Origin of the sequence: Marinobacter xestospongiae (assembly GCF_023156385.1) — a bacterium.
In the GTDB taxonomy this organism is placed as follows: Bacteria; Pseudomonadota; Gammaproteobacteria; order Pseudomonadales; family Oleiphilaceae; genus Marinobacter; species Marinobacter xestospongiae.
On the sequence record NZ_JAKZAK010000006.1, the window covers coordinates 99,925 to 126,013 of the forward strand.

General features: G+C 60.2%; 23 protein-coding genes. 21 read left to right on the forward strand and 2 right to left on the reverse strand.

The features are described from left to right. Positions 1–12: 12 nt before the first annotated feature. From MLD24_RS05915 to MLD24_RS05950, 8 genes are all read left to right on the forward strand, one after another. Positions 13–1,053, forward strand: coding sequence for a DNA polymerase III subunit delta' (locus tag MLD24_RS05915; protein ID WP_425562287.1), 1,041 nt, complete (start codon positions 13–15; stop codon positions 1,051–1,053). Between the two features lie 106 nt (positions 1,054–1,159). Beyond that, the gene (locus MLD24_RS05920) at positions 1,160–1,510 is read left to right on the forward strand and encodes a PilZ domain-containing protein (protein ID WP_008171779.1); all 351 of its coding nucleotides are present in this window, start codon (positions 1,160–1,162) and stop codon (positions 1,508–1,510) included. A gap of 29 nt (positions 1,511–1,539) precedes the next feature. Further along, on the forward strand, positions 1,540–2,460 hold the full coding sequence (locus tag MLD24_RS05925) for an alpha/beta hydrolase (protein WP_248165229.1): 921 nt from the start codon (positions 1,540–1,542) through the stop codon (positions 2,458–2,460). Continuing rightward, positions 2,444–3,400, forward strand: coding sequence for a DUF4892 domain-containing protein (locus MLD24_RS05930; RefSeq protein WP_248165231.1), 957 nt, complete (start codon positions 2,444–2,446; stop codon positions 3,398–3,400). The genes MLD24_RS05925 and MLD24_RS05930 overlap by 17 nt, the downstream gene beginning before the upstream one ends. Before the next feature lie 68 nt (positions 3,401–3,468). After that, positions 3,469–4,596 (forward strand): patatin-like phospholipase family protein, encoded by a 1,128-nt coding sequence (locus MLD24_RS05935; protein WP_227171162.1) that lies wholly within the window; start codon positions 3,469–3,471, stop codon positions 4,594–4,596. 42 nt (positions 4,597–4,638) lie between these two features. Continuing rightward, positions 4,639–5,547, forward strand: a complete 909-nt coding sequence (gene prmB, locus MLD24_RS05940; RefSeq protein ID WP_248165233.1) for a 50S ribosomal protein L3 N(5)-glutamine methyltransferase — start codon at positions 4,639–4,641, stop codon at positions 5,545–5,547. A 57-nt stretch (positions 5,548–5,604) separates the two neighbouring features. Further along, a complete protein-coding gene (gene aroC, locus MLD24_RS05945) occupies positions 5,605–6,705 on the forward strand; it encodes a chorismate synthase (RefSeq protein ID WP_248165236.1) in 1,101 nt (366 codons plus the stop codon). Between the two features lie 17 nt (positions 6,706–6,722). Further along, positions 6,723–7,865, forward strand: coding sequence for an MFS transporter (locus MLD24_RS05950; RefSeq protein WP_282450495.1), 1,143 nt, complete (start codon positions 6,723–6,725; stop codon positions 7,863–7,865). Here MLD24_RS05950 and MLD24_RS05955 read toward each other — a convergent pair whose 3' ends face one another. Both MLD24_RS05955 and MLD24_RS05960 read right to left on the reverse strand, forming a co-directional pair. Further along, positions 7,866–9,044 (reverse strand): PilT/PilU family type 4a pilus ATPase, encoded by a 1,179-nt coding sequence (locus tag MLD24_RS05955; protein ID WP_248165238.1) that lies wholly within the window; start codon positions 9,042–9,044, stop codon positions 7,866–7,868. 53 nt (positions 9,045–9,097) lie between these two features. Beyond that, the gene (locus MLD24_RS05960; RefSeq protein WP_248165425.1) at positions 9,098–9,979 is read right to left on the reverse strand and encodes a LysR family transcriptional regulator; all 882 of its coding nucleotides are present in this window, start codon (positions 9,977–9,979) and stop codon (positions 9,098–9,100) included. A 222-nt stretch (positions 9,980–10,201) separates the two neighbouring features. Between MLD24_RS05960 and leuC the strand changes: the two genes are divergently transcribed. The 13 genes from leuC to MLD24_RS06025 all read left to right on the forward strand — a co-directional run bounded on the left by leuC (position 10,202) and on the right by MLD24_RS06025 (position 26,060). After that, positions 10,202–11,620, forward strand: a complete 1,419-nt coding sequence (gene leuC / locus MLD24_RS05965) for a 3-isopropylmalate dehydratase large subunit (protein ID WP_248165246.1) — start codon at positions 10,202–10,204, stop codon at positions 11,618–11,620. Between the two features lie 20 nt (positions 11,621–11,640). Beyond that, positions 11,641–12,288, forward strand: coding sequence for a 3-isopropylmalate dehydratase small subunit (leuD, locus tag MLD24_RS05970; protein ID WP_248165248.1), 648 nt, complete (start codon positions 11,641–11,643; stop codon positions 12,286–12,288). Positions 12,289–12,352: 64 nt separating this feature from the next. Then, a complete protein-coding gene (leuB, locus tag MLD24_RS05975) occupies positions 12,353–13,426 on the forward strand; it encodes a 3-isopropylmalate dehydrogenase (RefSeq protein WP_248165257.1) in 1,074 nt (357 codons plus the stop codon). 109 nt (positions 13,427–13,535) lie between these two features. Continuing rightward, entirely contained in the window at positions 13,536–14,651 is a 1,116-nt protein-coding gene (gene asd, locus MLD24_RS05980; RefSeq protein WP_248165258.1) for an aspartate-semialdehyde dehydrogenase, read from the forward strand. A 514-nt stretch (positions 14,652–15,165) separates the two neighbouring features. Continuing rightward, positions 15,166–18,552: a FimV/HubP family polar landmark protein gene (locus MLD24_RS05985; protein WP_248165260.1), complete on the forward strand. Its 3,387-nt coding sequence runs from the start codon at positions 15,166–15,168 to the stop codon at positions 18,550–18,552. A gap of 121 nt (positions 18,553–18,673) precedes the next feature. Continuing rightward, entirely contained in the window at positions 18,674–19,576 is a 903-nt protein-coding gene (gene truA, locus MLD24_RS05990; RefSeq protein ID WP_248165262.1) for a tRNA pseudouridine(38-40) synthase TruA, read from the forward strand. Beyond that, positions 19,573–20,205 (forward strand): phosphoribosylanthranilate isomerase, encoded by a 633-nt coding sequence (locus tag MLD24_RS05995; RefSeq protein ID WP_248165427.1) that lies wholly within the window; start codon positions 19,573–19,575, stop codon positions 20,203–20,205. The genes truA and MLD24_RS05995 overlap by 4 nt, the downstream gene beginning before the upstream one ends. Continuing rightward, positions 20,198–21,406, forward strand: coding sequence for a tryptophan synthase subunit beta (gene trpB / locus MLD24_RS06000; RefSeq protein WP_248165429.1), 1,209 nt, complete (start codon positions 20,198–20,200; stop codon positions 21,404–21,406). The genes MLD24_RS05995 and trpB overlap by 8 nt, the downstream gene beginning before the upstream one ends. Before the next feature lie 59 nt (positions 21,407–21,465). Continuing rightward, complete coding sequence (gene trpA / locus MLD24_RS06005; protein WP_248165264.1) at positions 21,466–22,278, forward strand: tryptophan synthase subunit alpha; 813 nt, start codon at positions 21,466–21,468, stop codon at positions 22,276–22,278. 50 nt (positions 22,279–22,328) lie between these two features. After that, positions 22,329–23,261 carry an acetyl-CoA carboxylase, carboxyltransferase subunit beta gene (gene accD / locus MLD24_RS06010; RefSeq protein ID WP_227176008.1) on the forward strand — a complete coding sequence of 311 codons (933 nt, stop codon included), beginning with the start codon at positions 22,329–22,331 and terminating at the stop codon, positions 23,259–23,261. Further along, positions 23,245–24,576, forward strand: coding sequence for a bifunctional tetrahydrofolate synthase/dihydrofolate synthase (gene folC, locus MLD24_RS06015; RefSeq protein WP_425562288.1), 1,332 nt, complete (start codon positions 23,245–23,247; stop codon positions 24,574–24,576). The genes accD and folC overlap by 17 nt, the downstream gene beginning before the upstream one ends. A gap of 138 nt (positions 24,577–24,714) precedes the next feature. Further along, positions 24,715–25,401 carry an SPOR domain-containing protein gene (locus MLD24_RS06020; RefSeq protein WP_248165268.1) on the forward strand — a complete coding sequence of 229 codons (687 nt, stop codon included), beginning with the start codon at positions 24,715–24,717 and terminating at the stop codon, positions 25,399–25,401. A gap of 113 nt (positions 25,402–25,514) precedes the next feature. Continuing rightward, entirely contained in the window at positions 25,515–26,060 is a 546-nt protein-coding gene (locus tag MLD24_RS06025; protein WP_227176005.1) for a CvpA family protein, read from the forward strand. Positions 26,061–26,089 lie beyond the last annotated feature (29 nt).

Sequence of the window (26,089 nt, forward strand, 5' to 3'; positions counted from 1 at the left end):
CCAGGAACCAACTTGATCACCGCGATTGACTCCATGCCCTGGCTGCACACAGCCTGGAACCAGCTGATCAGCAATCTCCGCAATGATCGCCTGCCTCATGCCTTACTGGTTGCCGGAGAGCGCGGGGTAGGGAAACGTGACTATGCCGAGGCGGTGGCGGCGTTGCTGGTCTGTGACCGGCTTACCAGCGTGATCGCTGACTCCTGGCCTGTGCCCTGCGGACAATGCAAGCAGTGTGAGCTGGTTGCCGCGGACTCTCATCCCGATATCCGTCGCTACGCGCCAGAAAAATCCCGCATGATCAAGGTCGATCAGGTGCGGGCATTGTCCGCGTTTGCGGTTGCATCCCCTCAGGTCAGCCATCGCAAAATTGTCATTGTGAATCGCAGTGATCAGCTAAATATCAATGCAGCCAACGCGTTACTCAAGACTCTTGAAGAGCCATCTGATGATGTCACACTGCTGTTATTGCAGGAGACCGGTCGGCCAATACTGCCAACCCTGCGTTCCCGCTGTCAGACCGTCACTTTGCCGACCCCGGACTTCGCAACCGGCCTGACCTGGTTGCAGCAGCACATCCCTGAGGGCAATTCCGGGCAGGGTGGAGCCATGGACCAGGAACACCTGGCCCAGGCACTTCGGTTGGCTGGCATGGCACCCAGACTGGCCCTGGATTACCTCACCGGTGACTTCATCCAACAGAGACAGACCGCTCTGGACGCGTTTCGTCGGTTCATGAAAAACGAGCTGTCACTGCCGGAAGCTGCCAAGCCGTTCAAGACCCTCGGGCTCGATGGCTCGCTGCTACTGATGGAAAAGTGGGCGGCGGACTTGGCGCGCCTGGGTGTGGGGGCTGATCCTGCTGATCCCGAGGCGGCGGAAATGCTGCGCTATCTGGCCAAACACAACCCGCCCTGGCGAGCTCACGAGCTGTTGTCATCAGTGCGGGAGAGCCGGGCGGCCGGCATCAACAATGTCAGTCCTGAGCTGGAGGCGGAACGGCTGCTGATGCAGTGGCAGGCGCTGATGCCCAGGCGTCGCCGGCGGGCCTGAGCGGGCCGCTGTGCGGGGCTGGTGTTAGCCTGCTATGATTGTGAAATATAATGAATTTTGGACAGCCCCTCCGGTCTTGGGGCCATTAGCACAGAGGTAGTTGATCATGGGGCCTGGATTTGGCGCTCGAAGTGGCATTCTGACACTGACCATCAAGGACAAAGCGGTGCTTTACGCCGCCTATATGCCCTACATCCGCCAGGGCGGCTTGTTCATTCCTACCCAGAAGCAGTATCAGCTCGGGGACGAGGTGTTCCTGTTGCTGAACCTGATGGATGAGCCGGAGAAGATTCCGGTTGCCGGCAAGGTCATCTGGATCACGCCCAAGGGTGCCCAGGGAAACCGGGCGGCGGGTATTGGCGTACAGTTCAACGGCGATGACGAAACGGCACGCACCAAGATCGAATCGTACCTGGCTGGCTCCCTCAGCTCGGATCGCCCGACTCACACGATGTAGCGGGCGCCGCCCGCGAAAGGCCGGACTTCATGAACCACAAAGCGACGCCAGTGCCGGACGTTTCCGAAGCCGGAGGCGGCCAGGAGATTCGCTGGCCACTTCGACACCTCACTCTTGCCGGGCTGCACTGGCCTAAAACCAGGGTTGATTCATCCGCCGCGACCCCGGTGGTGATGGTCCACGGCTGGCTTGACAATGCCCGCACCTTTGCCCGCCTGGCTCCTGAGCTGGCTGGCACCCGGGATGTGTTTGCCATTGACATGGCAGGGCACGGTCACTCCGATCACCGTCCGGCCGGCCAGTCCTACCTGTTGGTGGACTACGTTGCTGATCTTGCAGAACTGTTGGCCAATCATTTTGACGAGCCAGTCGATCTGGTATCCCACTCGCTGGGGGGGACCGTTTCCCTTCTGTGCGCGGCGGCATTCCCGGAGCGGGTGCGTCGGCTGGTCATGATCGACAGTCTAGGGCCCATCACCCGGCCGCCGGAACAGGTGTTGGGGCAACTGCGCTCGGCCCTGGTCAAACGCGAACAGGGCTCCTCACCCGGGCCGCTGTATCCGTCACAGGAACAGGCCGCCAGAGTTCGTGCAGGCGGGTTGAGTCCCCTGTCCCAGCAGGCCGCGGAAGAGCTGGTACCCCGTAATCTGGTGGCAGTGGATGGCGGCTATCGCTGGCGTACCGATCCCCGCCTTCGGCACCCATCCAGTATGCAGTTTGATGAGCAGCAGGTGCTGGCCATGCTGACCGAGGTCAACACGTCGGCGCTGCTGCTGGTCGCAGAGAACGGGCTTCTGCCTGCGCGGCCAGAGATGACAAGGCGCCTGGATGCTATCCGGTCATTACGCAAGGTTTCGGTGCCGGGCGGTCATCATTGCCACCTGGATGGTGAGATTGCTCCGGTCAGTCAACACATCAAGGAATTTCTGGATGATGACTCGCAGAATTAGTCCACTACGCCTTTTCAAGCCGGTGGTCGTGCAACCTCGGGGGCGCCGGGCAAGTGCCCGGGTCCTGACTGCTCTCGGGTTGCTGTTGGGGCTGATTGTGCCCCTGTCGCTGCAGGCACAGACGGTTGTTCCGGCCTTTCCTCTTGCCTCAGTTGAAGCCGAAACCGAGATTGTGTCGCCGGCCCACCTGGTGCTGCTCAGCCGGGTGAGGGAGGTGAATGACCGTATCCGTTCGGAATCGCTGGCACGGGTGCCGGTCAACGGCGAAGGGCAATTGTTGAAGATTGCGGAAGACTCCAATCGCGAGGACGCCCGGGCCTACTACTTCAATCAGCTCAAGAAGCTCAATGCCCAGATTCTCTATCAGTGTGAAGGTCGCAGTTGCGGCCGGAGCAGCGTCTGGGCCAACCGTATATTCCGGCAGTCAATTCTCTACGGCCGCGATGCCAACCAGGACTACATGGTTGCCGCGGTGCAGGAAGGCGCCTCGATTCACCTGGTGTTGGTGTACACCGTCACCCGCGGTAACCTGACCGACTATGTCTGGGTGGAGCAACTGCGCCTGGGCGAGGGTGCCGATGTGCCTGGTCTGGATCTGTTGTCGGAACGGGTCCGGGGGCCGATTGTGGTGCCCTGGCAGGGAGGAATCACCTATCGTTTCGAGTGGGATTCCGCCGATCGCCGGCAGGTGACGGATTGGGCCAGCGGCGCGGACAGCGCCGTGGTGATCACCGCCCATTCGTCCCTGGCAGACGGTGAAACCCTTGAAGTCTCAATGGCGCGTGCCAGTGAGGCGCTGGAAGCCATGTCGTCACTGCTGCAGAAAAGCGGGATCAGTCGTGAGCAGCAGGTGCCGATTGTGGTGGGCCCCGCCGTTTCCATGCCAACCCCGGATCGCAGCGGTGACCGTATTGAGATTGTGGTGATCTCAGCCCCCTGATCCGTCATCCGCTACCTGAGCCAGGCTGGCCGGGTAGCGGCACAGTGCATTTCTGCAGGACAGTATTCATGAGTGACCACCCTGACGCTCAAGGTGACCCGTCCCCCGCGGTTACCGGGGAAAACCCGCCCACGCCCCAGACTGGCAGGCGAAAGACCGTCGCATTGACTCTGGGCAGCGGTGGTGCCAGGGGCTATGCCCATATCGGCGCCATTGAGGTGCTGCAGGAGCGGGGTTACGACATCATTGCGATCTCCGGCTGCTCCATGGGGGCGCTGATCGGCGGTATGCATGCGGCGGGCAAACTGAAAGATTACAAGGACTGGGTCACCGGTCTCGGTCAGTTCGATGTACTCAAGCTTCTGGACGTCACCTTCAATTCCGTTGGTGCAATCCGTGGTGAGAAAGTGTTCTCAGTGGTCAGAGAGCTGCTCGGCGAAACCCGGATTGAAGACCTTCCAATTCCCTACACCGCAGTGGCCACTGACCTGCTGGCCCATAAGGAAATCTGGTTTCAGGAAGGCCCTCTGGATCAGGCTATCAGGGCCTCCATCGCGATACCGAGCGTGGTGACCCCGCTGGTGCTGAATGGCCGGGTGCTGGTGGACGGAGCCTTGCTTAACCCATTGCCGATCATCCCCACCATTTCTTCCCACGCCGACCTCATCGTCGCGGTGAACCTCAGCGGGGAAGACGACCGCCGGCGTCCGCCGACCGCCCCCGATGCCAGTTTTGATCTGGCGGAAGACAGCGAGAGTGACGCGGAGGAGTGGGTTCAGAAGGTGCAGGAGAAGGCGTCCCGATGGTTCGACTGGGACCTGCTTAAGGCCTTTACCGGCAAGCGGGAGCAGGGCGAGGGTGCCGATGTGGAGGCGCGCATCAGCAAGGCCGTGTCGGAGAAAAAAGACGAGGATCGCAAAGGCACGGACGAGGGAGCTGCCATTGACTGGGAGCGTCTGGGTATCGGTAAGTTCGATGTGATGAACCTCACCATTGAGACCATGCAAAGCGCGCTGGTGCAGTACAAGATTGCCGGCTATCCGCCGGATCTGCTGGTGAACGTGCCCAAGAATGCCTGCCGTACCTACGATTACCACAAGGCACCGGAGTTGATACAGCTGGGCCGTGAGCGAATGATTCTGGCCCTGGATCGCTACGAACAGGCGCAGAACAGTTCTGGTCCGTTGGCGATCTAGCGTATAATTCGCCACCCGACGCATTGATCTCAAGGAAATGACGTGACCCAGCCGATTGACGACCTGCACACCGTGCGCGATTACCTCCGCTATGTCTCTTCCCGGTTTGCAGCCTCGCCGCTGTTCTATGGCCATGGCACTGACAATGTGTGGGATGAGGCCGTCCAGCTGGTGATGCGCAGCCTCCATCTGCCGCTGGAGAACAACAAGCTGTTCCTGGATGCCCGTCTCACCCGGGAAGAGCGAGAGCTGATCCTGGACAGGGCTGACCGCCGTATCAATGAGCGCGTGCCGCTGGCCTACCTGCTGGGTGAAGCCTGGTTTATGGGGCTGCCATTCCATGTCGATGAGCGGGTTCTGGTGCCCCGATCGCCGATTGGTGAACTGCTTGAGGCTGGCCTGCAACCCTGGCTGGGGGATCGTCCGGTCAACCGGATACTGGATCTCTGCACCGGCAGCGGCTGTATTGGTATCGCCGCGGCGGCGGTGTTTGAGGATGCCGAGGTGGATCTGGCGGATCTTTCCGGCGATGCCCTGGACGTTGCCGTCAGCAACATCGATTACCATGAGCTGGGTGACCGGGTGCAGGCCATTCAGTCCGATGTGTTCGACAACATCGAAGGCCGCTACGATGTGATCCTCAGTAACCCGCCGTACGTGGATGCCGAAGACATGGCGAGCATGCCGGATGAGTTTCGACATGAACCGGAACTGGGGCTTGCTGCGGGGGACGATGGTCTTGATATTGCCCATCGGATACTCGCCCAGGCTGCGGACCATCTGACCCCGGACGGTTTGCTGATAGTTGAAGTCGGGAACAGCTGGCCGGCGCTGGATGCCGCCTACCCACAACTGCCCCTGACCTGGCTGGAATTTGAGAACGGCGGTGATGGTGTATTCCTGCTTTCCGCTGCCGACCTGAAAGCCTGGCGAGCGCAGAGTGGTCGTTAGGTCGGCATCTTCAATGGCTCGAACCTGTTTTAAATAACCTGAATAAGATATTGAATTATGTCTGGAAATACCTTTGGAAAGCTGTTTTCGGTGACCACCTTTGGGGAAAGCCACGGGCCAGCTCTGGGGTGCATCATTGATGGATGCCCACCCGGAATTGAGCTGAGCGAGGCCGACCTGCAGGGCGATCTGGACCGTCGCAAGCCGGGCACGTCACGCCACACCACCCAGCGCCGGGAACCGGATCAGGTCCGCATCCTCTCTGGCGTCTTCGAGGGGCGTACCACTGGCACACCGATCGGCCTGCTGATTGAGAACACCGACCAGCGTTCCAAGGACTACTCCAAGATTTCCGAGCAGTTCCGGCCGGCCCATGCCGATTACACCTACACCCACAAGTACGGGTTCCGCGACTATCGTGGTGGCGGCCGCTCTTCCGCCCGGGAGACCGCGATGCGGGTTGCCGCAGGTGCCGTGGCCCGCAAGTTTCTGCAACAACGGCTTGGTATTAACATTCGTGGCTACCTGTCCCAGCTTGGTCCCATCGTGATCGACAAGCTGGACTGGGACCAGGTACACCAGAACCCGTTCTTCTGCCCGGACGCCGACAAGGTGGCGGAACTGGAAGCCTACATGGATGCCTTGCGCAAGGAGGGTGACTCCATTGGCGCCCGCATCAATGTGGTGGCCGAAGGCGTCCCGCCGGGGCTTGGCGAGCCGATCTTTGATCGTCTTGACGCCGATCTGGCTCATGCGCTGATGAGCATCAATGCTGTCAAAGGCGTTGAGATTGGGGCCGGATTCGGATCGGTCAGCCAGAAGGGGACCGAACACCGGGACGAGCTGACGCCGGAAGGCTTCCTCTCCAATCATGCCGGCGGTGTCCTCGGGGGCATCTCTTCCGGTCAGCCGATCCTTGCCAGTATCGCGCTCAAGCCGACTTCGAGCCTGCGCCTGCCGGGGCGTAGCATTGATGTCCATGGCAACCCGGTGGAAGTGATTACCACCGGTCGCCACGATCCTTGTGTCGGCATCCGAGCGACACCCATTGCCGAGGCCATGATGGCCCTGGTGCTGATGGATCACTATCTGCGCCATCGCGCCCAGAATGGCGACGTGGAGGTTGCCACCCCGGATATCGAGCGCAACCGAGGGTAGGGCGTATTTACTGGCGGCTGTCCAACCTCTACTTCTGGTTCTTTGCCCTGCTGGGGGCGCTGCTGCCTTACTGGTCGCTGTATCTGGAAGACAGAGGGTTCAGCTACCTTGAAATCGCCACCCTGATGGCGACGATCCAGCTCACCAAGATCGTCGCGCCCAGCGTCTGGGGCTGGCTCGGCGACCGCACCGGACAGCGGGTGCGACTGGTGCGCACCGGCGCTCTGGTTGGCGCCGTCTGCTTCTCCGGCGTGTTTCTGGAACCGGCGTTCTTCGGACTGTTGCTGGTGATGCTGGCCTTCACCTTCTTCTGGAACGCCGTGCTGCCGCTGTATGAGGTGATCACCCTGCAGGGGCTGGGTCGGGATCGGGCGCGCTATGGCCGGGTTCGGCTCTGGGGTTCGGTGGGCTTTGTCGGTGCGGTGGCCGGTGTTGGTGCGATCCTGGAGTGGCTGCCCATCGGTTTCCTGCCGTGGATTGTGATGCCGGTGTTTGCCGGCATCGCCATCTCCGCCTTTCTGGTGCCAGCCGAGCGTGGTCCGGCACGCTCAACGGCCGGTGCTGCCGAGTTATGGGCCATCCTGCGGCATCCGGCAGTGATCGCCTTCTTTCTGATGAACTTCCTGCTACAGGTGTCGCACGGCGCCTACTACACCTTCTTCAGCATTCACCTGGAACAACACGGCTACGGCAAGTTTGCCATTGGCGTGCTCTGGTCGCTGGGGGTCATTGCTGAAATTGCGCTGTTTATCGTAATGCATCGGCTGTTTCGTCGGTTCACTGTGCGCCAGATTGCGATCGCCGCGCTGCTGTTGACGCTGTTACGGTGGGTGCTCATCGCCGAGGCAACGTCCCTGTTGGCCGTTCTGGTGTTTGCCCAGCTGCTCCATGCCGCATCTTACGGCGCGCTGCATGCGCTGTCGGTCCAGTACATCCATGGCTATTTCGGCGGCGGCCATCATGGCCAGGGTCAGGCACTCTATAGTGGCCTGACGTTTGGTGCCGGCGGCGCTGTCGGTGCCTGGCTCTCCGGCTTCCTGGTGGAGGGCGTGGGTACCGACGGGGCATTCTGGGGCAGTGCGGTCGCCATCGCCCTGGGGGTGCTGGTTGCCTGGCGGGGCCTCAAAGCGCCGCCGGAGCCTTCCGGTGTTCCCGACTGATCAGCTTTGATCCGGGTCCTCATCCGGTTCCTCCAATTTGAGCGACAGGCCGCCATCCGGTTTGCCTGGTGCCGATGCTGGTCGGGGGCTGGCAGTTACAGTTGGCGGACTGTCAGGCTGGCCACCATCCAGCTTGATCTTGAGGCGGAGGTTGTTGGCAGAATCCGCGTTTTTCAGCGCCTCCTCCTGGCTGATCCTGCCTTCTTTCCAAAGGTTGAACAGCGCCAGATCAAAGGTTTGCATGCCAAGGTTCGACGACTTTTCCATAATTTCTTTAATGCCATCAATCTCGCCACGGAGGATCAGCTCGCTGATCGTGGGCGTGCCCAGCAGCACCTCGATAGCGGCGCAGCGCTTGCCGTCCAGGGTTGGGATCAGGCGTTGTGACACAAAGGCGCGAATGTTCATGGCCAGGTCCATCAGCAACTGAGGACGCCGCTCTTCCGGGAAGAAGTTGATGATCCGGTCCAGGGCCTGGTTGGCGTTGTTGGCGTGCAGCGTGGAGATGCACAGGTGGCCGGTTTCGGCGAATGCCAGGGCGTGCTCCATGGTTGCCCGGTCGCGGATTTCGCCGATCAGGATAACGTCCGGCGCCTGTCGCAGGGTATTCTTCAGCGCCTGATGAAAGCTCCGGGTATCAACGCCAACTTCCCGTTGATTGACGATGCACTTCTTGTGACGGTGAATGTACTCAACCGGGTCTTCAATGGTGATGATGTGACCCCGGGAGTTGGAATTTCGGTGATCGATCAGTGCCGCCAGGGAAGTGGATTTACCAGAGCCGGTCGCGCCAACGAACAGCACCAGGCCACGCTTGGACATCACCACATCTTTCAGGATGGGTGGAAGCCCAAGGTCATCCGCGTTGGGAATCTCGGTCACGATATTGCGGGCCACAATGGACAGCTCATTGCGCTGTCGAAAGATGTTGATACGGAACCGGCCTACCTGGGGAATGCTGTAAGCCAGGTTCATTTCCAGTTCCTGCTCAAATTCCTCGATCTGCTCCTGATCCATGATCCGGTAGGCGATCTCCTTGATCTCGCCGGGCTTCAGGGGCGTTCGGTCGATCGGCTTCAGGGTGCCCTGGAACTTGGCGCAGGGTGGCGCGCCTGTGCTGAGGTACAGGTCAGAGCCGTCTTTGACGGCAAGGATCTTGAGGTAGTCGTCGAAGCCCATTCGGGTCTCCTTGTCTCTGTCGTTAAAGCGGGTTCAGTGAGGGAGATCTCTGTTCAACCCGGTGTCTTGATCTGTTCGCCATGAACAATATCCCGCAGCGCCCGTGCCGCCGAACTCAGCGTGCGTCCGTCCAGGCCGATGGCGCCCAGAACCCGGCTCACCGGCTGGGTGATCGGCAGGCGAACGATGGAGTCATCCACCATGCTCAGCGGCAGCACACTCCAGCCCAGCCCAACGCTGGTCATCATTTTGATGGTCTCCAGGTAGTTGGTGGGCATCTTCGGCTTCAGTGCCAGGGACTGCTCCAGGAACAGTCGGCTGACCACTCGATAGGTTGCGGTGGAGGTGTCGGGCAACAGCGCCGGGTACGGGCTAAGGTCCGCGAGCCCGGGTGCGGTCAGTCGCGCCAGCGGATGCTCCGGTCCGCTGACGAAGACCATGGGGTCCGCCCATTGTTCGTACACCACGAAGTTGTTGTCCATGTCATCACTGAGGGTGACGAACGCCAGTTCGGCGTTGCGTTTTCGCATTTGCACGTAGGCGCTTTCGGACTCCATGAACTGCAGGTTCAGGCGCACCTGTGGGTGCTCCCGATTGAACCGGCGCAGCCAGGCTGGCAGGTGATGGAGTCCGATATGGTGGCTGGCAATGATGTCCAACTCCCCTCCAATATCGTCGTTGTCTGGCGAAAGCGCCACCCGGGCGTTGTGAAGCTCGTCCAGAATGCGGCGGGCATGGGGCAATAGCCGGCTGCCGGCTTCGGTCAGTTGCAGGTGACGCTGGCGTCGATCCACCAGCGGGCTGCCGAGTTGATTCTCAAGGGCTGCCAGTCGTTTACTGATGGCGGGCTGAGTCAGGTGCAGGGTTTCAGCGGCCTCTGAGAAAGAGCCGATATCGACAATGGTGACGAACGCCTTGAGGCTGTTGGTGTCCATGGTTGTCCCTGCAGGCATTTGCATTCCTAAGTGGAATGCAATCTATAAAAAACATGAATTGAGGTTATCTCAAGGAAGGGTATACCATGATCGCCACAGTCACCGCCACTTGTTCCAGGGATTCACGCGCCGGGCAGGCGGTTACCGAAAAGACGTTGTCGGATAGACGCGGTCGAATAAAACACAGTCAGAATAACCACTGAGAGAGCTGAGGAGCCAGTCATGGCCGGTAAAACCCTTTACGACAAATTGTGGGATGACCATCTCGTCAAGCAACGGGATGACGGGTCTGCGCTGATCTATATCGATCGCCAGTTGCTCCACGAAGTCACATCGCCCCAGGCGTTTGAAGGCTTGCGCCTGGCCAACCGCAAACCGTGGCGACTGGACGCCAACCTGGCGACGCCGGATCACAACGTGCCAACCACCGATCGCGACAAGGGCATCGACGGCATCGTGGATCCGGTATCCCGTACCCAGGTTGAGACTCTGGACCGCAACTGCGACGAGTTTGGCATCCTCGAGTTCAAGATCAAGGATCAGCGTCAGGGCATCGTTCATGTCATCGGGCCGGAGCAGGGCGCCACGCTGCCGGGGATGACCGTCGTGTGCGGTGACTCTCACACCTCGACTCACGGCGCGTTTGGCACACTGGCCCACGGGATCGGCACGTCCGAAGTTGAGCACGTCCTCGCGACCCAGTGCCTGGTCCAGAAAAAGATGAAGAATATGCTGGTGAAGGTCAACGGCGAACTCGGTGCCGGCGTGACCGGCAAAGACGTGGTTCTCGCCATCATCGGCAAGATCGGCACCGCCGGTGGTACAGGCTATGCGATCGAGTTTGGCGGCGAAGCGATCCGCAAGCTGTCAATGGAAGCCCGTATGACCATCTGCAACATGTCCATTGAAGCCGGTGCCCGGGTCGGTATGGTGGCGGTGGACGACATCACCATCGATTACGTCAAGGGTCGTCCGTTCGCCCCGAGCGGTGAGCAGTGGGATGCCGCGGTTGACTACTGGCGCACCCTGCACAGTGACGATGACGCGGAATTCGACAAGGTCGTGGAGCTGGAAGGTCGTGATATTCAGCCTCAGGTAACCTGGGGCACCTCGCCGGAGATGGTCACAGGTGTGGATGGTACGGTGCCAGACCCGGCCGCCGAAGCGGACCCCATCAAGCGCGAAGGCATTGTCCGGGCGCTGAAGTACATGGGGCTGGACGCCAATATGCCGATTACGGACATCAAGCTCGACCGGGTGTTTATCGGTTCCTGCACAAACTCCCGCATTGAAGATCTGCGCGAGGCGGCCGCGGTGGTGAAAGGCCATAAGGTGGCGGCAAGCCTGAAACAGGCGATGGTGGTACCGGGCTCCGGTCTGGTCAAGGCCCAGGCCGAACAGGAAGGCCTCGACAGGATCTTTATCGAGGCCGGTCTGGAATGGCGTGATCCCGGCTGCTCCATGTGCCTGGCGATGAACGCCGACAAACTGGGGCAGGGCGAGCACTGCGCCTCCACCTCCAACCGTAACTTCGAGGGGCGGCAAGGCTTCGGTGGCCGTACCCACCTGGTGAGCCCGGGTATGGCGGCCGCGGCAGCCATCGCCGGCCATTTTGTCGACGTTCGCGATCTGACCCACTGATCCACAAGGAGATAAGTCCCATGCGCGCTTTTACGCAACATCAGGGCGTTGTTGCCCCCCTGGACCGTTCCAATGTGGATACGGACATGATCATTCCCAAGCAGTTTCTCAAATCCATCAAGCGCAGCGGGTTTGGTCCCAATCTGTTCGATGAACTGCGTTACCTGGACGAAGGCAAGCCGGACCAGGACTGCTCGCAGCGTCCGCTGAATCCGGACTTTGTCCTCAACCAGCCGCGTTACCAGAGCGCGAGTGTGCTGCTGGCGCGAACCAACTTTGGCTGTGGCTCCAGTCGTGAGCACGCTCCCTGGGCTTTGGACGACTTTGGTTTCCGGGTCATCATTGCCCCGAGTTTTGCCGATATTTTCTACAACAACTGCTTTAAGAATGGCTTGTTACCCATTGTTCTGGAAGAGTCTGTGGTTGACCAGTTGTTTGCGGAAACTGAGCAGCAGGAAGGCTATCAGTTAGCCATTGACCTCGAAGCCAAGACGGTCATGACGCCTGGCGGCGACACCTTTGGCTTTGAGGTGGACGACTTCCGCCGTCACTGTCTCCTCAATGGCCTGGACGACATTGGCGTGACCCTGGAAGATGCGGACCTGATCCGGGATTACGAGAGCAAGCGCCGCCAGAGTGCGCCCTGGCTGTTCAATACCGGTAATTGATTCCCGGCCCGGGGCTGCCCCGGGCCGGACAACGACAGAACAACAGGTTGAGAAGGAGTAGAGCATGAGTAAATCGGTATTGTTGTTGCCCGGCGACGGCATCGGCCCGGAAATCGTGGCAGAGGCGGAGAAGGTGCTGCACAAGGTGAACGAGCAGTTCGACCTCGGGCTGGTGTTTGATTCCGCTCACGTTGGCGGCGCGGCGATTGATGCCACCGGAGTGCCGTTACCGGACGACACCCTGGACAAGGCCCGCAAGGCCGACGCGATCCTGCTGGGCGCTGTTGGTGGTCCTAAATGGGATGGCCTGGACATGGCCATTCGTCCCGAGAAAGGCCTGCTGGGTCTGCGCTCGAGCCTCGAGCTGTTCGGCAACCTGCGGCCGGCCATTCTCTACCCGCAACTGGCATCGGCGTCTTCCCTCAAGCCGGAAGTGGTGTCTGGCCTTGACATCCTGATCGTGCGCGAGCTCACCGGTGGCATCTATTTTGGCCAACCACGAGGTGTCCGTGAGCTGGATGGAGGAGAGCGCCAGGGGTACAACACGTATGTGTACTCCGAGTCCGAGATCCGTCGAATTGGTCGGGTCGCGTTTGAGGCTGCGCAGCAGCGCAACAAGAAACTGTGCTCTGTAGACAAGGCCAACGTACTGGAAGTAACAGTGCTGTGGCGGGAGATCATGGAAGAGTTGTCGAAGGACTACCCTGATGTCGAACTGAGCCATATGTACGTCGACAATGCGGCGATGCAGCTGGTTCGCGCACCCAAGCAGTTTGATGTGATTGTGACCGGCAACATGTTTGGTGATATTCTTTCCGACGAAGCGGCAATGCTGACCGGCTCAATTGGCATGTTGCCATCGGCCTCACTGAACTCTGACAAGCAGGGCATGTACGAGCCCTGTCACGGTTCCGCGCCGGACATCGCCGGTCAGGGCATTGCCAATCCGCTGGCCACCATTCTGTCTGCCGCCATGATGCTGCGTTACAGCCTGCAGGCGGAAAACGCAGCACAGGCCATCGAGGCAGCGGTCAGCAAAGTGCTGGACCAGGGACTGCGTACCGCGGACATCATGTCCGACGACGGCCGCAAGGTAACCACCCGTGAAATGGGTGAGGCGGTACTGGCAGCGCTATAACATCAGCGAACCCGACGGCAACAAGATGCGTTGCCGCGGGATCATCCATCCTGTCCCTGCCGGCGATACGGGCAAGGGGCGGGCATAAAATGAGGTTCAAAGGTCGCACATGAAGCGAGTTGGACTTGTAGGTTGGCGTGGCATGGTGGGATCAGTCCTCATGCAGCGCATGCGTGAAGAAAACGATTTCGCCGACATCGAACCGGTATTTTTCTCCACTTCCCAAACCGGTAAACCGGCACCGGACGTGGGCAAGGATGGCGTTCCACCTCTCCAGGACGCGTTTGACATCGAGACCCTGAAAGGAATGGACGTCATCGTCACCTGTCAGGGTGGCGACTACACCCAGGACGTATTCCAGCGCCTGCGTGACAGTGGCTGGGAAGGCTACTGGATTGACGCCGCGTCTACGCTGCGGATGGCGGATCATTCCGTCATTGTTCTGGACCCGGTCAACCGTAACGTTATTGATGAAGCGCTTGACCGCGGCGTCAAGGACTACATCGGTGGCAACTGCACCGTCAGCCTGATGATGCTGGCCCTTGGTGGTCTGCTGGAGCAGGACCTGATTGAGTGGGTATCTCCGATGACCTATCAGGCAGCCTCCGGTGCTGGCGCCCAGAATATGCGGGAACTTTTGTCGCAGATGGGCGAGCTGCGTGATGGCGTGTCGGAGCTGCTGGCCGATCCGTCCTCTGCCATTCTGGACATTGATCGCAAGGTCACCGAAACCATGCGTTCTGACAGCTTCCCAACCGACCACTTCGGCGTGCCGCTGGGTGGCAGCCTGATTCCGTTTATCGATAAACAGCTCGATAACGGTCAGAGCAAGGAAGAGTGGAAAGCGCAGTGCGAAACCAACAAGATTCTGGGTCGCAGCGATAACCCGGTGCCGATCGATGGCATCTGTGTTCGTATCGGCGCCATGCGCTCCCACAGCCAGGCGCTGACCATCAAGCTGCGCAAGGATCTGCCGCTGGACGAGATCGAATCGATTCTTGATGGCGCCAACGACTGGGTGAAAGTCGTTCCGAATGACAAGGAAGCGACCATGCAGGAGCTTACGCCTGCAAAGGTTACCGGCACCTTGGGCATTCCGGTGGGTCGAATCCGCAAACTGGCGATGGGGCCGGAGTATATCTCCGCATTCACCGTTGGTGACCAGTTGTTGTGGGGTGCGGCGGAACCATTGCGCCGGATGCTGCGGATACTGCAGGAGCGCTAATGGCGCCACCGGCACTTTGGCGTTCTGCCAACTGTGTCCGGTTTCCGGCAACCAAACAGGGGCGGAGGCTGACTTTCAGTCTCCGCCCCTGTTATTTTCGGTGGTTGCCGGTTCACGCCGTCTGGCGTGTAGGCTAGACTTGCAAGTCTCCCAGGCGACCCCCCTTGAGACCGGTCGTTTCCCTTCCGGATGACGAATGGATGCAACCTGCTTCACTGGTAAGCTGGGTTGTCCGGAGTCAAAGGAGCGATCTGCTGGGAATGACATACTGCGCGTCATAAAACTGAAGCTATGATGACGCGGTAACAGCAAGTTCCATGAAACAGCTAAAAAATTGGTGGAACGAAAAGGGCTGATTGATTGATAAAACTGGCTTTATCAACAATACTTGCCCAATCACTACGATGTCGGGTCGCATAATAACTAGAAGAGTTATAGACGATAGTCATCCAACCTCGTCCGATTCTGTTTGAATAAAGCAGTAACGAATAACGGAGACTGGAAAGGAAAAAGCATGAAGGTACGCAAGCTTGCGGTTGCCCTGGCGCTGGCTGGAGGGCTCGGCTCGGGAGTCGCACAGGCTCTTGGATTGGGAGATATTGAGCTTCAGTCCTATTTGAATGAGCCGCTCGAGGCCGACATTTCCCTCAACAGCAGTGAGGGCGTTAACCCCAACGAAGTCTTTGTGAACCTCGCTTCGGAAGACGCGTACCGGCGGGTTGGCATTGATCGAAATTACTTCCTTAGCAGACTCCGCTTTAACGTCAGTACGGCTGCCGATGGCAGTCTGATTGTCAACGTTTCCACCACGGAACCTGTCAAAGAACCCTATCTCAACTTCCTGCTGGAAGTGACCTGGCCCAGCGGCCGGTTGATGCGGGAATACGCGGTGCTGGTTGATCCACCGGTCTACGCCGAGGATTCCGGTGTCGAGGAGACCGTTCAGGCGCCCACCACCCAGGCACCGACGCCCCAGCGTCAGGTATCTGCACCCAGCACGCCGTCTCGTCAGGCTCCGGCGGCGCCGCGTGCGTCTGCCGGCGATACGCTGGGGCCAACCAGTGCCTCGGACACGCTCTGGGGCATCGCCTCACAGGTTCGTCCGAACAACAGCGTTTCCCATCAGCAGGTGATGCTGGCAATCCAGGACCTGAACCCGGATGCGTTTATTGGCGGCAACATCAATCGCCTCAAGCGCGGCCAGGTACTGCGAGTGCCCAGTCTTGAGCAGATCCAGTCCCGTACCGCAGGTGAGGCCAGTCGCCAGGTTGCCCAGCAGAATCAGCAGCTGTCTACTGAACGCCGTGCCGTGGATGCGCGCGATGATGCGCCTTCAGCGCCATCGACGGACTCCGGTACCGCGAGCAGCGGCCCGGATGAGCTGAAGCTGCTGGTTGCCGATGATGAAGGCTCTCGTGATGCCGACGACGGTGGTTCCGCCGGCGGCCAGGGTCAACTGGCTGGTGGCGTGGATGCCGGTAGCGCAGTGGCGATGGAGGAACTTGAAGCCACTCGTCGCGAAAACGAAGACCTCAGTGGCCGGGTTGAAGACCTTCAGGATCAGGTCGAAACCCTGCAGCGTCTGTTGGAGCTTAAGAACACCCAGTTGGCGGAGTTCGAACAGTCGGTATCGGAAGGTGACGCGCCGCAGGTGTCTGCCCCGGTTGAAGGTGGTGATGACATCACCACCAATGAAGCCGCAGGTGACGATGCCATGGCCAGTGAGGTTGACGCCTCACAGGACGGGATGGCGGATGATATCGGCCTGGAGCCGGCAACGGACGTGGAGGGCGAGGCCCCGACCGAACTGGCCGGTGATGAATCCGAACTGGCAGACGATGATGGCATGATGCCTGACGGTGGCGATGAAGCGACCGGCTCAGACACCATGACTGCCGAGCCAGATGCTGAGACTGGCATGGCGGCAGACGGCGAAACGGATATGGCCGGCATGGATCAGTCATCCAGTCAGCCCGAGTCTGCGGCCGGAGAGCAGGCCGCACCGGCAACGACGGCAGCCAAAGAGCCCAAGAAAGCCGCCCCGCCTGCGCCGCAGCCCGAGCCCGAGAAAGGCTTCCCGGACAACCTCATCGACGAGATCATGACCAACCCGATGTACCAGATTGGTCTTGGTGGCGGTGTGGTTGCGCTGTTGCTGGGTCTGTTGCTGGTGGCTCGCCGCAACGCCAGCAAAGAGAAAGAATTCTACGAGCAACTCACCAACGAAAGTGACGACGAGGGCGATTCCATTGCCCTTGGCGATGAGGTCGAGACCGGCGAGGAAGCCGCACCTCAGGATGCTGAAGAGCGGGTCGACCCAATCGCTGAGGCCGATACCTACGTCGCTTATGGTCGTACCGATCAGGCTGTAAGCACTCTGGAGAATGCCATTTCCCGGGAGCCGAGTCGCACCGATCTGCGCCTCAAGCTGCTGAGTGTTTACGCTGACGCTGAAGATCGCGACTCCTTTGAGAAGCAGTACAGCGAGCTGGAAGCGTTTGAGGATGAGCAGGCGATTGCGGAGGCCGAAAGCCTGAGAGCACGCCTCGAGGAAGCCGAGTCGGTTCCGAGCATTGACGATCTGGAATCCCAGTTGATGTCGGACAGCTTCGGTGCAACGCAGCCAGAAGAGGACGAACAACCTGAGGCGGCGCAGCCGCAAGCTGACGATGACGCACTCACTGCGGACCTCGAAGGCGCACTGGAGGGCCTGGACGAAAACGGCGTTGAGGAAGATGATCGCGATACCCGGGACCGTCCCATCGAGTACGATCTGTCGGATATCGACGTGAAATCCGGTGAGGACGACGCTGGTGTCGAGTCGGCGGAAGCAGACGAGACCACAGAGCCGGCAAGCGAGGACGATGGCTACAGCCTCGAGTTCGATTCCGTAGAGTCCACAGACAGTGCGGACGACTTCGATGCAGAGCTGGCAGAGCTGGAACAGTCACTGGATCTGGGCGACGACGTCGAGACTGGGCTTGAGAGTGCTGACAGCGATTCACTGGAGGATGAGTTTGCCTCCCTGGATCTGGATGACGGTGATCTCGATGGCCTGCTGGAGGACGATCAGGCTACTCAGTCCAAAGATGCGGACAAAGACGAGCTGGAGTCGCTGGACGATCTCGATATCGACGCCCTCGACCTCGAGGAGCCCTCCCAGGAGGAGAGCACTGAAACGCCATCTCTGACCGATGAAGATCCGCTTGCCACCGAAGATTTTTCGGCCCTGGAAAGTGGGTCAGAGTCTACGGATGATGCCGGAGCGCAAGGCGATCTGGTGGTTGGTGAAGACGGTGCGCTGGATGAGTCGTTCCTTGACGAACTGGACGCTGAGCTGGACAAGGTTGCCGGTGAAGATGAGAGTGACGCCCTGGCAGGTGATGATGGCGGTCTTGATGATCTGGAGCTCGATATCAGCGATGAGGATCTGGCGCTGATGGAAGAGGTTGCGGAGGAACAGCCAGCCCAGCCTGAGTCTGACGCCGAGGTGCCGGAAGCTCTGGATTCACCGGCCGACAGCGACGATTTAGAAGCCGCTGACGCCGATCTGTCAGTCGCGGATGATCTGACTGACGAGGATCTCGATATTCCGCTGGCAGATGAATCTGTTGACGACACAGCGGATGCCGGGCAAGAAGCGAAGGAATCGGATCAGTCGGAGTCGAAAGCGGAAGGCCGTTCAGCCGTTCCGGATATCGATGAATCCGAGCTGGGGGACGATGATGACTTCGACTTCCTTGCCGGTACCGATGAGGCTGCCACCAAGCTCGACCTGGCGCGAGCCTACATCGAGATGGGCGACAGTGATGGTGCCCGGGACATTCTCGAAGAGGTCGCGATTGAGGGGAATGACCAACAGAAGGCAGAGGCGCAGGATCTCCTTAAAACTCTGTCCTGATTGGTTATAATAACCTCTCACCCTGTAAGCCGCCGGCCCGGACTTGGGCCGGCGTTTTACGTTCTGGCGGCGGCTCAACAGGGCTGCCGACAAGACCCATACGATCAGGCGCTGACGACCCTTGTTTATCGATCCACCCCCGCTGAGTACTGATAATGCGATTGGCGATGGCCGTGTCGCGGTAGTTTTTGAATACGATGGCGAGCACTTTCACGGCTGGCAGTACCAGAAGTCCGGAGTGCGTTCTGTCCAGGGGGAATTGGAGAAGGCCATTGCCAGGGTCGCGGACCATCCGGTGGAGCTGGTCTGCGCAGGCCGCACCGATGCGGGTGTTCATGCCAGCTATCAGGTCGTGCACTTTCACACCACCAGTGTCCGCAACCGCCGTTCCTGGGTGATGGGCATCAACACCGCCTTGCCCGATGACATCTCGGTTCACTGGGCGGGAGCCATGGCGCCAGATTTCCATGCCCGCTTCTCCGCTATCTATCGGCGCTACCGTTACGTCATTTTCAATGGGCCGGTGCGGCCTGGCATTCTTCGCCGCCAGGTCAGCTGGAACTTTCGGCCACTGGACGCAGAAGCAATGCATCGCGCTGCTCAGGCACTGGTCGGCGAACACGATTTCACGTCGTTCCGCGCCGCCGGTTGTCAGTCTCGGTCCCCCAATCGCTTCATGGAGTTTGTGACGGTCAGCCGCCATGGTGACTATGTGGTGATTGACGTTCAGGCCAATGCCTTTCTCCATCACATGGTCCGGAATATCGCCGGTGCACTGATGGCGGTGGGCACTGGGAAACGACCGGAGCAATGGGTTGCCGAGGTACTGGCCGCCCGCAATCGGTCCCTGGCAGGGGTAACCGCGCCACCGTTTGGCCTTTATCTGGTTGATGTGGGGTATCCTGAGGGCGTTGGTCCACCACTCGCAAATTGTGGGCCGGGATTCCTGAGACCCTGGTTTGGTGATGGTGGCAATCGCCCGCGACCAATTTCACAGATCCATGTCAAAGCCAGGCACAACTGATGAAGACCAAAACCAAGATTTGCGGCATTACCAACGTCGGCGATGCCCTGGCGGCGGCCAACGCTGGTGCTGATGCTATCGGCCTGGTGTTTTTTGACCCCAGCCCGAGGGCTGTCGACGTTGCCCAGGCGCGGGGAATTGCTGCGGCCGTGCCTGCATTTGTCACTTTGGTCGGGCTGTTCGTCAATCCCGACGCCGACTATGTTCGTAACATTCTCGACCAGGTGCCGCTGGATCTGCTCCAGTTTCACGGCGACGAGTCACCCGAGTTCTGCAATCAGTTCGGGCGACGCTGGATCAAGGCGGTCCGGGTGGCCACCACCGAAGATGTCGAAGACGCGTTTGAGCGCTATTCGCTGGGGTCGGGGTTGCTGCTTGATGCCTATGATCCAAACCTTTATGGCGGTACAGGCAAGTCCTTTGACTGGACCCTGATCCCGCAGCAGCGGCCGCTGCCGCTCATATTGGCCGGGGGGTTGAACTCTGATAACGTAGCCCGCGCCATTACCGCCGTGAAACCCTGGGCCGTTGATGTCAGCGGTGGCGTGGAAATCCGCAAGGGCGTGAAAGACGCCGCTCGAATCAAAGAATTCCTGAACGAGGTTCATCGTGTCGATAAAACTGACTGAAGAGATGCTGGGTTCACTGCCGGACAGCCGCGGACATTTCGGGGCGTTTGGTGGCCGTTTCGTGTCCGAAACCCTGATGGATTCGTTGATGACCCTGGAGCGAGAGTACCTCCAGCTGAAGAACGATCCGGAGTTTCAGGCGAAGTTCGACAAAGACCTGGCCGATTACGTGGGTCGCCCCAGTCCGCTGTACTTTGCCGAAAGGCTCACCCGTGAAGTCGGCGGTGCCCAGATCTGGCTCAAGCGCGAAGACCTCAATCACACCGGCGCTCACAAGGTAAACAACACCATCGGCCAGGCGCTGCTGGCCAGCTTTCTCGGCAAGAAGCGTGTTATCGCAGAGACCGGGGCAGGGCAGCACGGCGTGGCGACGGCAACAGTCTGTGCCCGGCTTGGACTGGAGTGCCATGTGTTCATGGGCGCCGAAGACATTGCCCGCCAGACCCTCAATGTCTATCGCATGAAGCTGCTGGGTGCCGAAGTGCATGCGGTTGAAAGTGGCACCCGTACTCTGAAAGATGCAATGAACGATGCCATGCGGGACTGGGTCTCCCATGTCGACGATACCTTTTACATCATCGGCACGGTGGCTGGTCCCCACCCATACCCGCTGCTGGTGCGGGATTTTCAGTCGGTGATAGGCCGTGAAACCCGGGCCCAGAGCCTGAAGCAGGCCGGTCGTCTGCCGGATGCGCTGGTGGCCTGCGTTGGCGGTGGCTCCAACGCCATCGGCATGTTCTACCCGTTCCTGACCGATGAAGGCGTGGAAATGTATGGTGTTGAAGCCGGCGGTCACGGAATCGAGACCGGGCAACACGCGGCGCCGCTGTGCTCCGGCCGCCCCGGGGTGCTTCACGGTAACCGGACCTACCTGATGGAAGATGAGAATGGCCAGATTGCGGCTACTCATTCCGTCAGTGCCGGCCTGGACTACCCTGGCGTCGGACCCGAACACAGCTGGCTCAAGGACATTGGGCGTGCCAACTACGTGTCTGTGACCGACGACGAGGCACTGGCCGGCTTCCGTCAGCTGACCCGTGTTGAAGGCATCATGCCGGCACTGGAGTCCGCCCATGCCGTGGCCTACGGAACCAAACTGGCGGCGACCATGGACAAGGACCAGATTCTGGTTATCAACGTCTCGGGTCGGGGCGACAAGGACATTCACACCATCGCCAAGATCGACGGCATCGAAATCTGAGTTAACCGAGCTTCTGCCGGGTGGCGACGCCGCCCGGCCGGCCTGCACAAGGAGCAGCCATGAGTCGTATTGAAGGGGTACTTAAGAACCTCAAGGGGCAGGGACGAAAGGCCCTGATCCCGTTTATCACTGCCGGCGACCCGCACCCGGATCAGACCGTATCGCTGATGCATACGCTGATTGAAGCCGGCGCTGACATCATTGAGCTGGGGGTCCCGTTTTCCGATCCCATGGCCGATGGCCCAGTGATTCAGGCGGCCTGCGAGCGCGCGCTGGTTCATGGCACGTCCCTGCGTCAGGTCATCGACATGGTTCGCCGCTTTCGCGAGGATGACAACGATACGCCAGTGGTGCTGATGGGCTACCTCAACCCGATGGAAGCCATGGGCTATGAGACGTTCGCCGATGCTGCCGCCGCAGCCGGCGTGGATGGTGTACTGACGGTCGACCTGCCGCCTGAAGAAGCGGATGACGTGGCGCCACTGTTTGCGGCCCGCAAGCTCGACCCGATCTTCCTGCTGGCACCGACCACCACGGACGACCGTATCCGGGCGATCAGCGATCACTCCTCCGGCTATGTGTACTATGTTTCCTTCAAGGGCGTTACCGGCGCAGCCAAGATCAACGTTGACGAAGTGGCCGAACGCGTGCAGCACATTCATGACCTGACCGCGTTACCGGTTGGCGTTGGCTTTGGTATCCGGGATGCAGAAACCGCCGCCGCTGTGGGGCGGGTATCCGATGGTGTAATTGTCGGTAGCGTGCTGGTCGATACAATTGCCCGAAACCAGGCGGATCCGGAGCAGCTGAAGCGCGCTCTGGGGGATCTGCTCAAACCTATGCGCACCGCACTGGATGACCTCGCCTCCTGATCAACAGGCCTGGTGAGGCTCAGGCAGGCATCGAAGGACAGGACAAAACCATGAGTAACTGGCTTGACAAGATCATGCCGAGCAAGATCCGCTCGGAATCCAAGCAGCGGACTGGCGTTCCCGAAGGGTTGTGGAAAAAGTGCCCCAAATGCAGCGCTTTTCTGTACAAGCCCGAGCTCGACAAGAATCTGGATGTCTGCCCCAAATGTAACCACCATCTCCGGGTTACTGCTCGCCGCCGTCTCGACATTTTTCTCGACGCCGACGGCCGCGAAGAGATCGGTGCCGATCTGGAACCCTGGGATCGCCTGAAATTCAAGGACAGCCGCCGCTACAAGGAGCGGTTGGCCCAGAACCAGAAAGCCACCGGCGAAAAGGAAGCCCTGCTTGCCATGCGCGGTAAGACGCTGGGTATTCCGCTGGTTGCCTGCGCCTTCGAGTTCAACTTCGTTGGCGGCTCCATGGGTCAGGTGGTTGGTGAGAAATTTGTCCAGGCTGCCAACGTCTGTCTGGAAGAACGGATTCCGCTGGTCTGCTTTTCCGCCAGTGGCGGTGCCCGAATGCAGGAGGCGATCTTCTCGCTGATGCAGATGGCAAAGACTGCTGCGGTATTGGAGCGGATGAAGCAGGAGGGGATTCCCTACATCTCGATCATGACCGACCCGGTGTTCGGTGGCGTTTCCGCCAGTCTGGCCATGCTGGGCGACCTCAACATTGCCGAACCGAACGCGCTGATCGGCTTCGCCGGTCCCCGGGTCATTGAGCAGACCGTCCGCGAAAAGCTCCCCGAAGGTTTCCAGCGCAGCGAGTTCCTGCTGGAGCACGGCGCCATCGATATGATCCTGCACCGTCACGAACTGCGCGAGCGCGTCTCTGGCCTGCTGGCAAAATTCACCGATCAGGAGCGCCCGGAAGGGGAGCCGCCGATCGAGTTTGAGATCACCGAGAAACCGGACGCTGATGCCGATGCCGACGTCAGCTGAACCACTGGCGCCCGGGCCGAACGCCAGTCTTGACGACTGGCTGGGCTACCTGGAAGCCATTCACCCGGTTGAGATCGATCTTGGCCTTGACCGGGTCCTCACCGTCTATCGCCGCCTGTTTCCCCGACCGCCCGTAGCGCGGGTGGTGACCGTTGCCGGCACCAATGGCAAGGGCAGCACCGTGGCGTGTCTGTCCGGGGTCCTTTCTGCCGCCGGCCGCACCGTGGGCTGCTACACCTCCCCCCATCTGCATCGCTACAACGAACGGGTCACCATCGACGGCCGCCAGGCGACGGACGATGAACTGATGACTGCGTTCGCCCAGGTCGAAGAGGCCCGGCGCGGCGTTTCCCTGAGTTACTTCGAATTTGGCACCCTGGCGGCATTTGTCGTGCTCGCCCGGGCTGGCGTGCAGGACTGGGTGCTTGAGGTGGGGCTCGGGGGCCGTTTGGATGCGGTCAATGTAGTGGATGCGGACCTGGCGATCATCACTTCGGTGGACATTGATCACGTCGCGTTCCTGGGTAACGATCGCGAGGTTATCGGCTTCGAGAAGGCCGGTATCTTCCGGGTTGGTCGACCCGCCATCTGTGTCGACCCCAATCCGCCCCGGTCGGTGCTGCAACAGGCCGCCGCCCAGAGGGTTGCGCTCAAGCGCCTGGGGGTCGACATGATGCTGACGGGAGACGCTGCCCAGCCGGTTTTGTCGATTCCTTCACTGGGTCAACAGTTGTCACTGCCCCGGGATGCGGCGCTGCCATTGGCAAGCATGGCCGCCGCGGTGATGGCGGCGCTGACGTTGCTGCCGGAGATGACGGCGACGGAGATCGAGGCGGCTCTGGCGAAAGTCCATCTGCCTGGGCGTTTTGAGCAGCGTGCCCAGCAGCCGGATGTCTATCTGGATGTCGGCCACAATCCCCATGCCGCTGCCTGGCTGGCAAGCCGGGTGCAGGCCAGGTGTCGCGCCGGCGGTGTCGTCCGCGCGGTCTATGCCTGCCTGGCTGACAAGGACGCCGGCGGTGTCGTCGATGCCATGGCCACCGTGGTGCAGCACTGGTACCTGGCGGGGCTGGACCAGCCTCGGGGGCGCAGTGCGGATACCCTGGCGGCACTGGTGTCCGAGCGGTTGGGAGAGTGCGCCCTGACGCAGCAGGCAACCGTTGCCGATGCCCTGAAGCAGGCCGTTGCCGACGCTGCTGAAAATGACCTGATTGTCGTGTTCGGATCGTTCTTTACGGTTGCCGAGGCGCGAGTGGCGCTCGGGGCGTCCGATGAACGTGCGGAGGCATTGGCGGCCGAATCGAAGGCGCCTTAAACTTCCGTCATCCGGTGGCGATGATTTTGAGTTCTTGACCCTGGCCGGTTAGTATCGGCGGACATCAAAGACACATCGATACGTTGAACACAGCACGTTGAACACAGCACGTTGAACACAGACAGGGGTTAGCTAAAGGTGGACGGACTCAAACAACGGGTGATCGGCGCATTGGTGTTGGTGTCCCTGGCGGTTATCTTCGTGCCCATGCTGTTCGATGAGCCTCACTCCAAGCGCTCGACCCAGGTTATTCCCCTGCCGGAGGAGCCGCCATTCCCGGAGGTTGAGCCGGTTGAGGAACAGGATATCCAGCAGCCTTCCTACTATCTGGAAGAGGCGGACGGCCAGTCCCAGCCAGAGCCGATCATTGAGCCGGTAGACGACGAGCCGCAGGGTGTCGCGGCAAAGAGCAATACCGCTGAGCCCGTCGCTGAGTCCGTCAATACGACACCGGAGCCGGCTCCCCAGTCAGAACCCACGCCTGAACCAGAGCCAGCCCAGGCTGAGGTTGCCGCAGAGGCCGCCCCGAAGCCGTCTCAGCCAGCAGCCGAACCACCGGCAGATGAAGAGTACAGCCGGTCACTGGAGGGTGCCTGGGTGGTGCAGCTTGGCAGTTTTGGTAACGCCGACAATGCCCGCCGTCTTCGGGACAATGCCCGCAAGGAGGGTTACAGCTCCCACCTGCAGACCGTCAGTCGGGGCGACAGCACGCTGACGCGGGTGTTCTGTGGTCCTTTCGCCGACAAATCCGAGGCCGAGCGTGCGAAAAAAGCACTGGATGGCATGTTTGGCCTCAACAGCCTGATCACCAGCTCCGATCGGTGAGCAGCGTCAAGGTAAGCGCCTGCGACAACGGGGGTAATCACGTTTTTGTGCACCCCCGATTCCTGTTAGACTAGGCGCTTCGCTTTAACCCTGAACCTTCGCTGCTGGACTCCATGAACGCGCTGATCTGGATCGACTGGGTCATCATCACCCTGATTGCTGTTTCCACGCTGATCAGCCTCAAACGCGGCTTTGTGCGTGAAGCCCTGTCCATGGTTGCCTGGGTCGGTGCCTTCGTGATTGCCCGCACGTTTCACCCGCAGATGCAGTCCCTGCTCATCGACACTGTTGAGACTCCAATGGTTCGGCTGGTGGCCGCTTTTGCCATCCTGTTCTTTGCCACCCTGATCATCGGCGCCATTATCAATAACATGGTGGGACACCTGATACATGCCACCGGGCTGACCGCCACTGATCGCGTTCTGGGCATGGCGTTCGGCCTGCTTCGGGGACTGGTGATCGTAGTGGTCGCCATTGCCCTGGTCCGCTACACCCCGCTGGCCAATGATACCTGGTGGCGGGAGTCCGTCATGATCGAGCGCCTCGCCACCGTAGAAGACTGGTCGCGCCGCACCTTTGGCGATGAATTTGCCCGCTTTCTCGGCCCCGCAGGGGAGCCGTCACAACCCCCTATGGAACCAGCGGCCACCACCCGCTAACATTCAGTTTTAACGCTTCGGAGAAGACC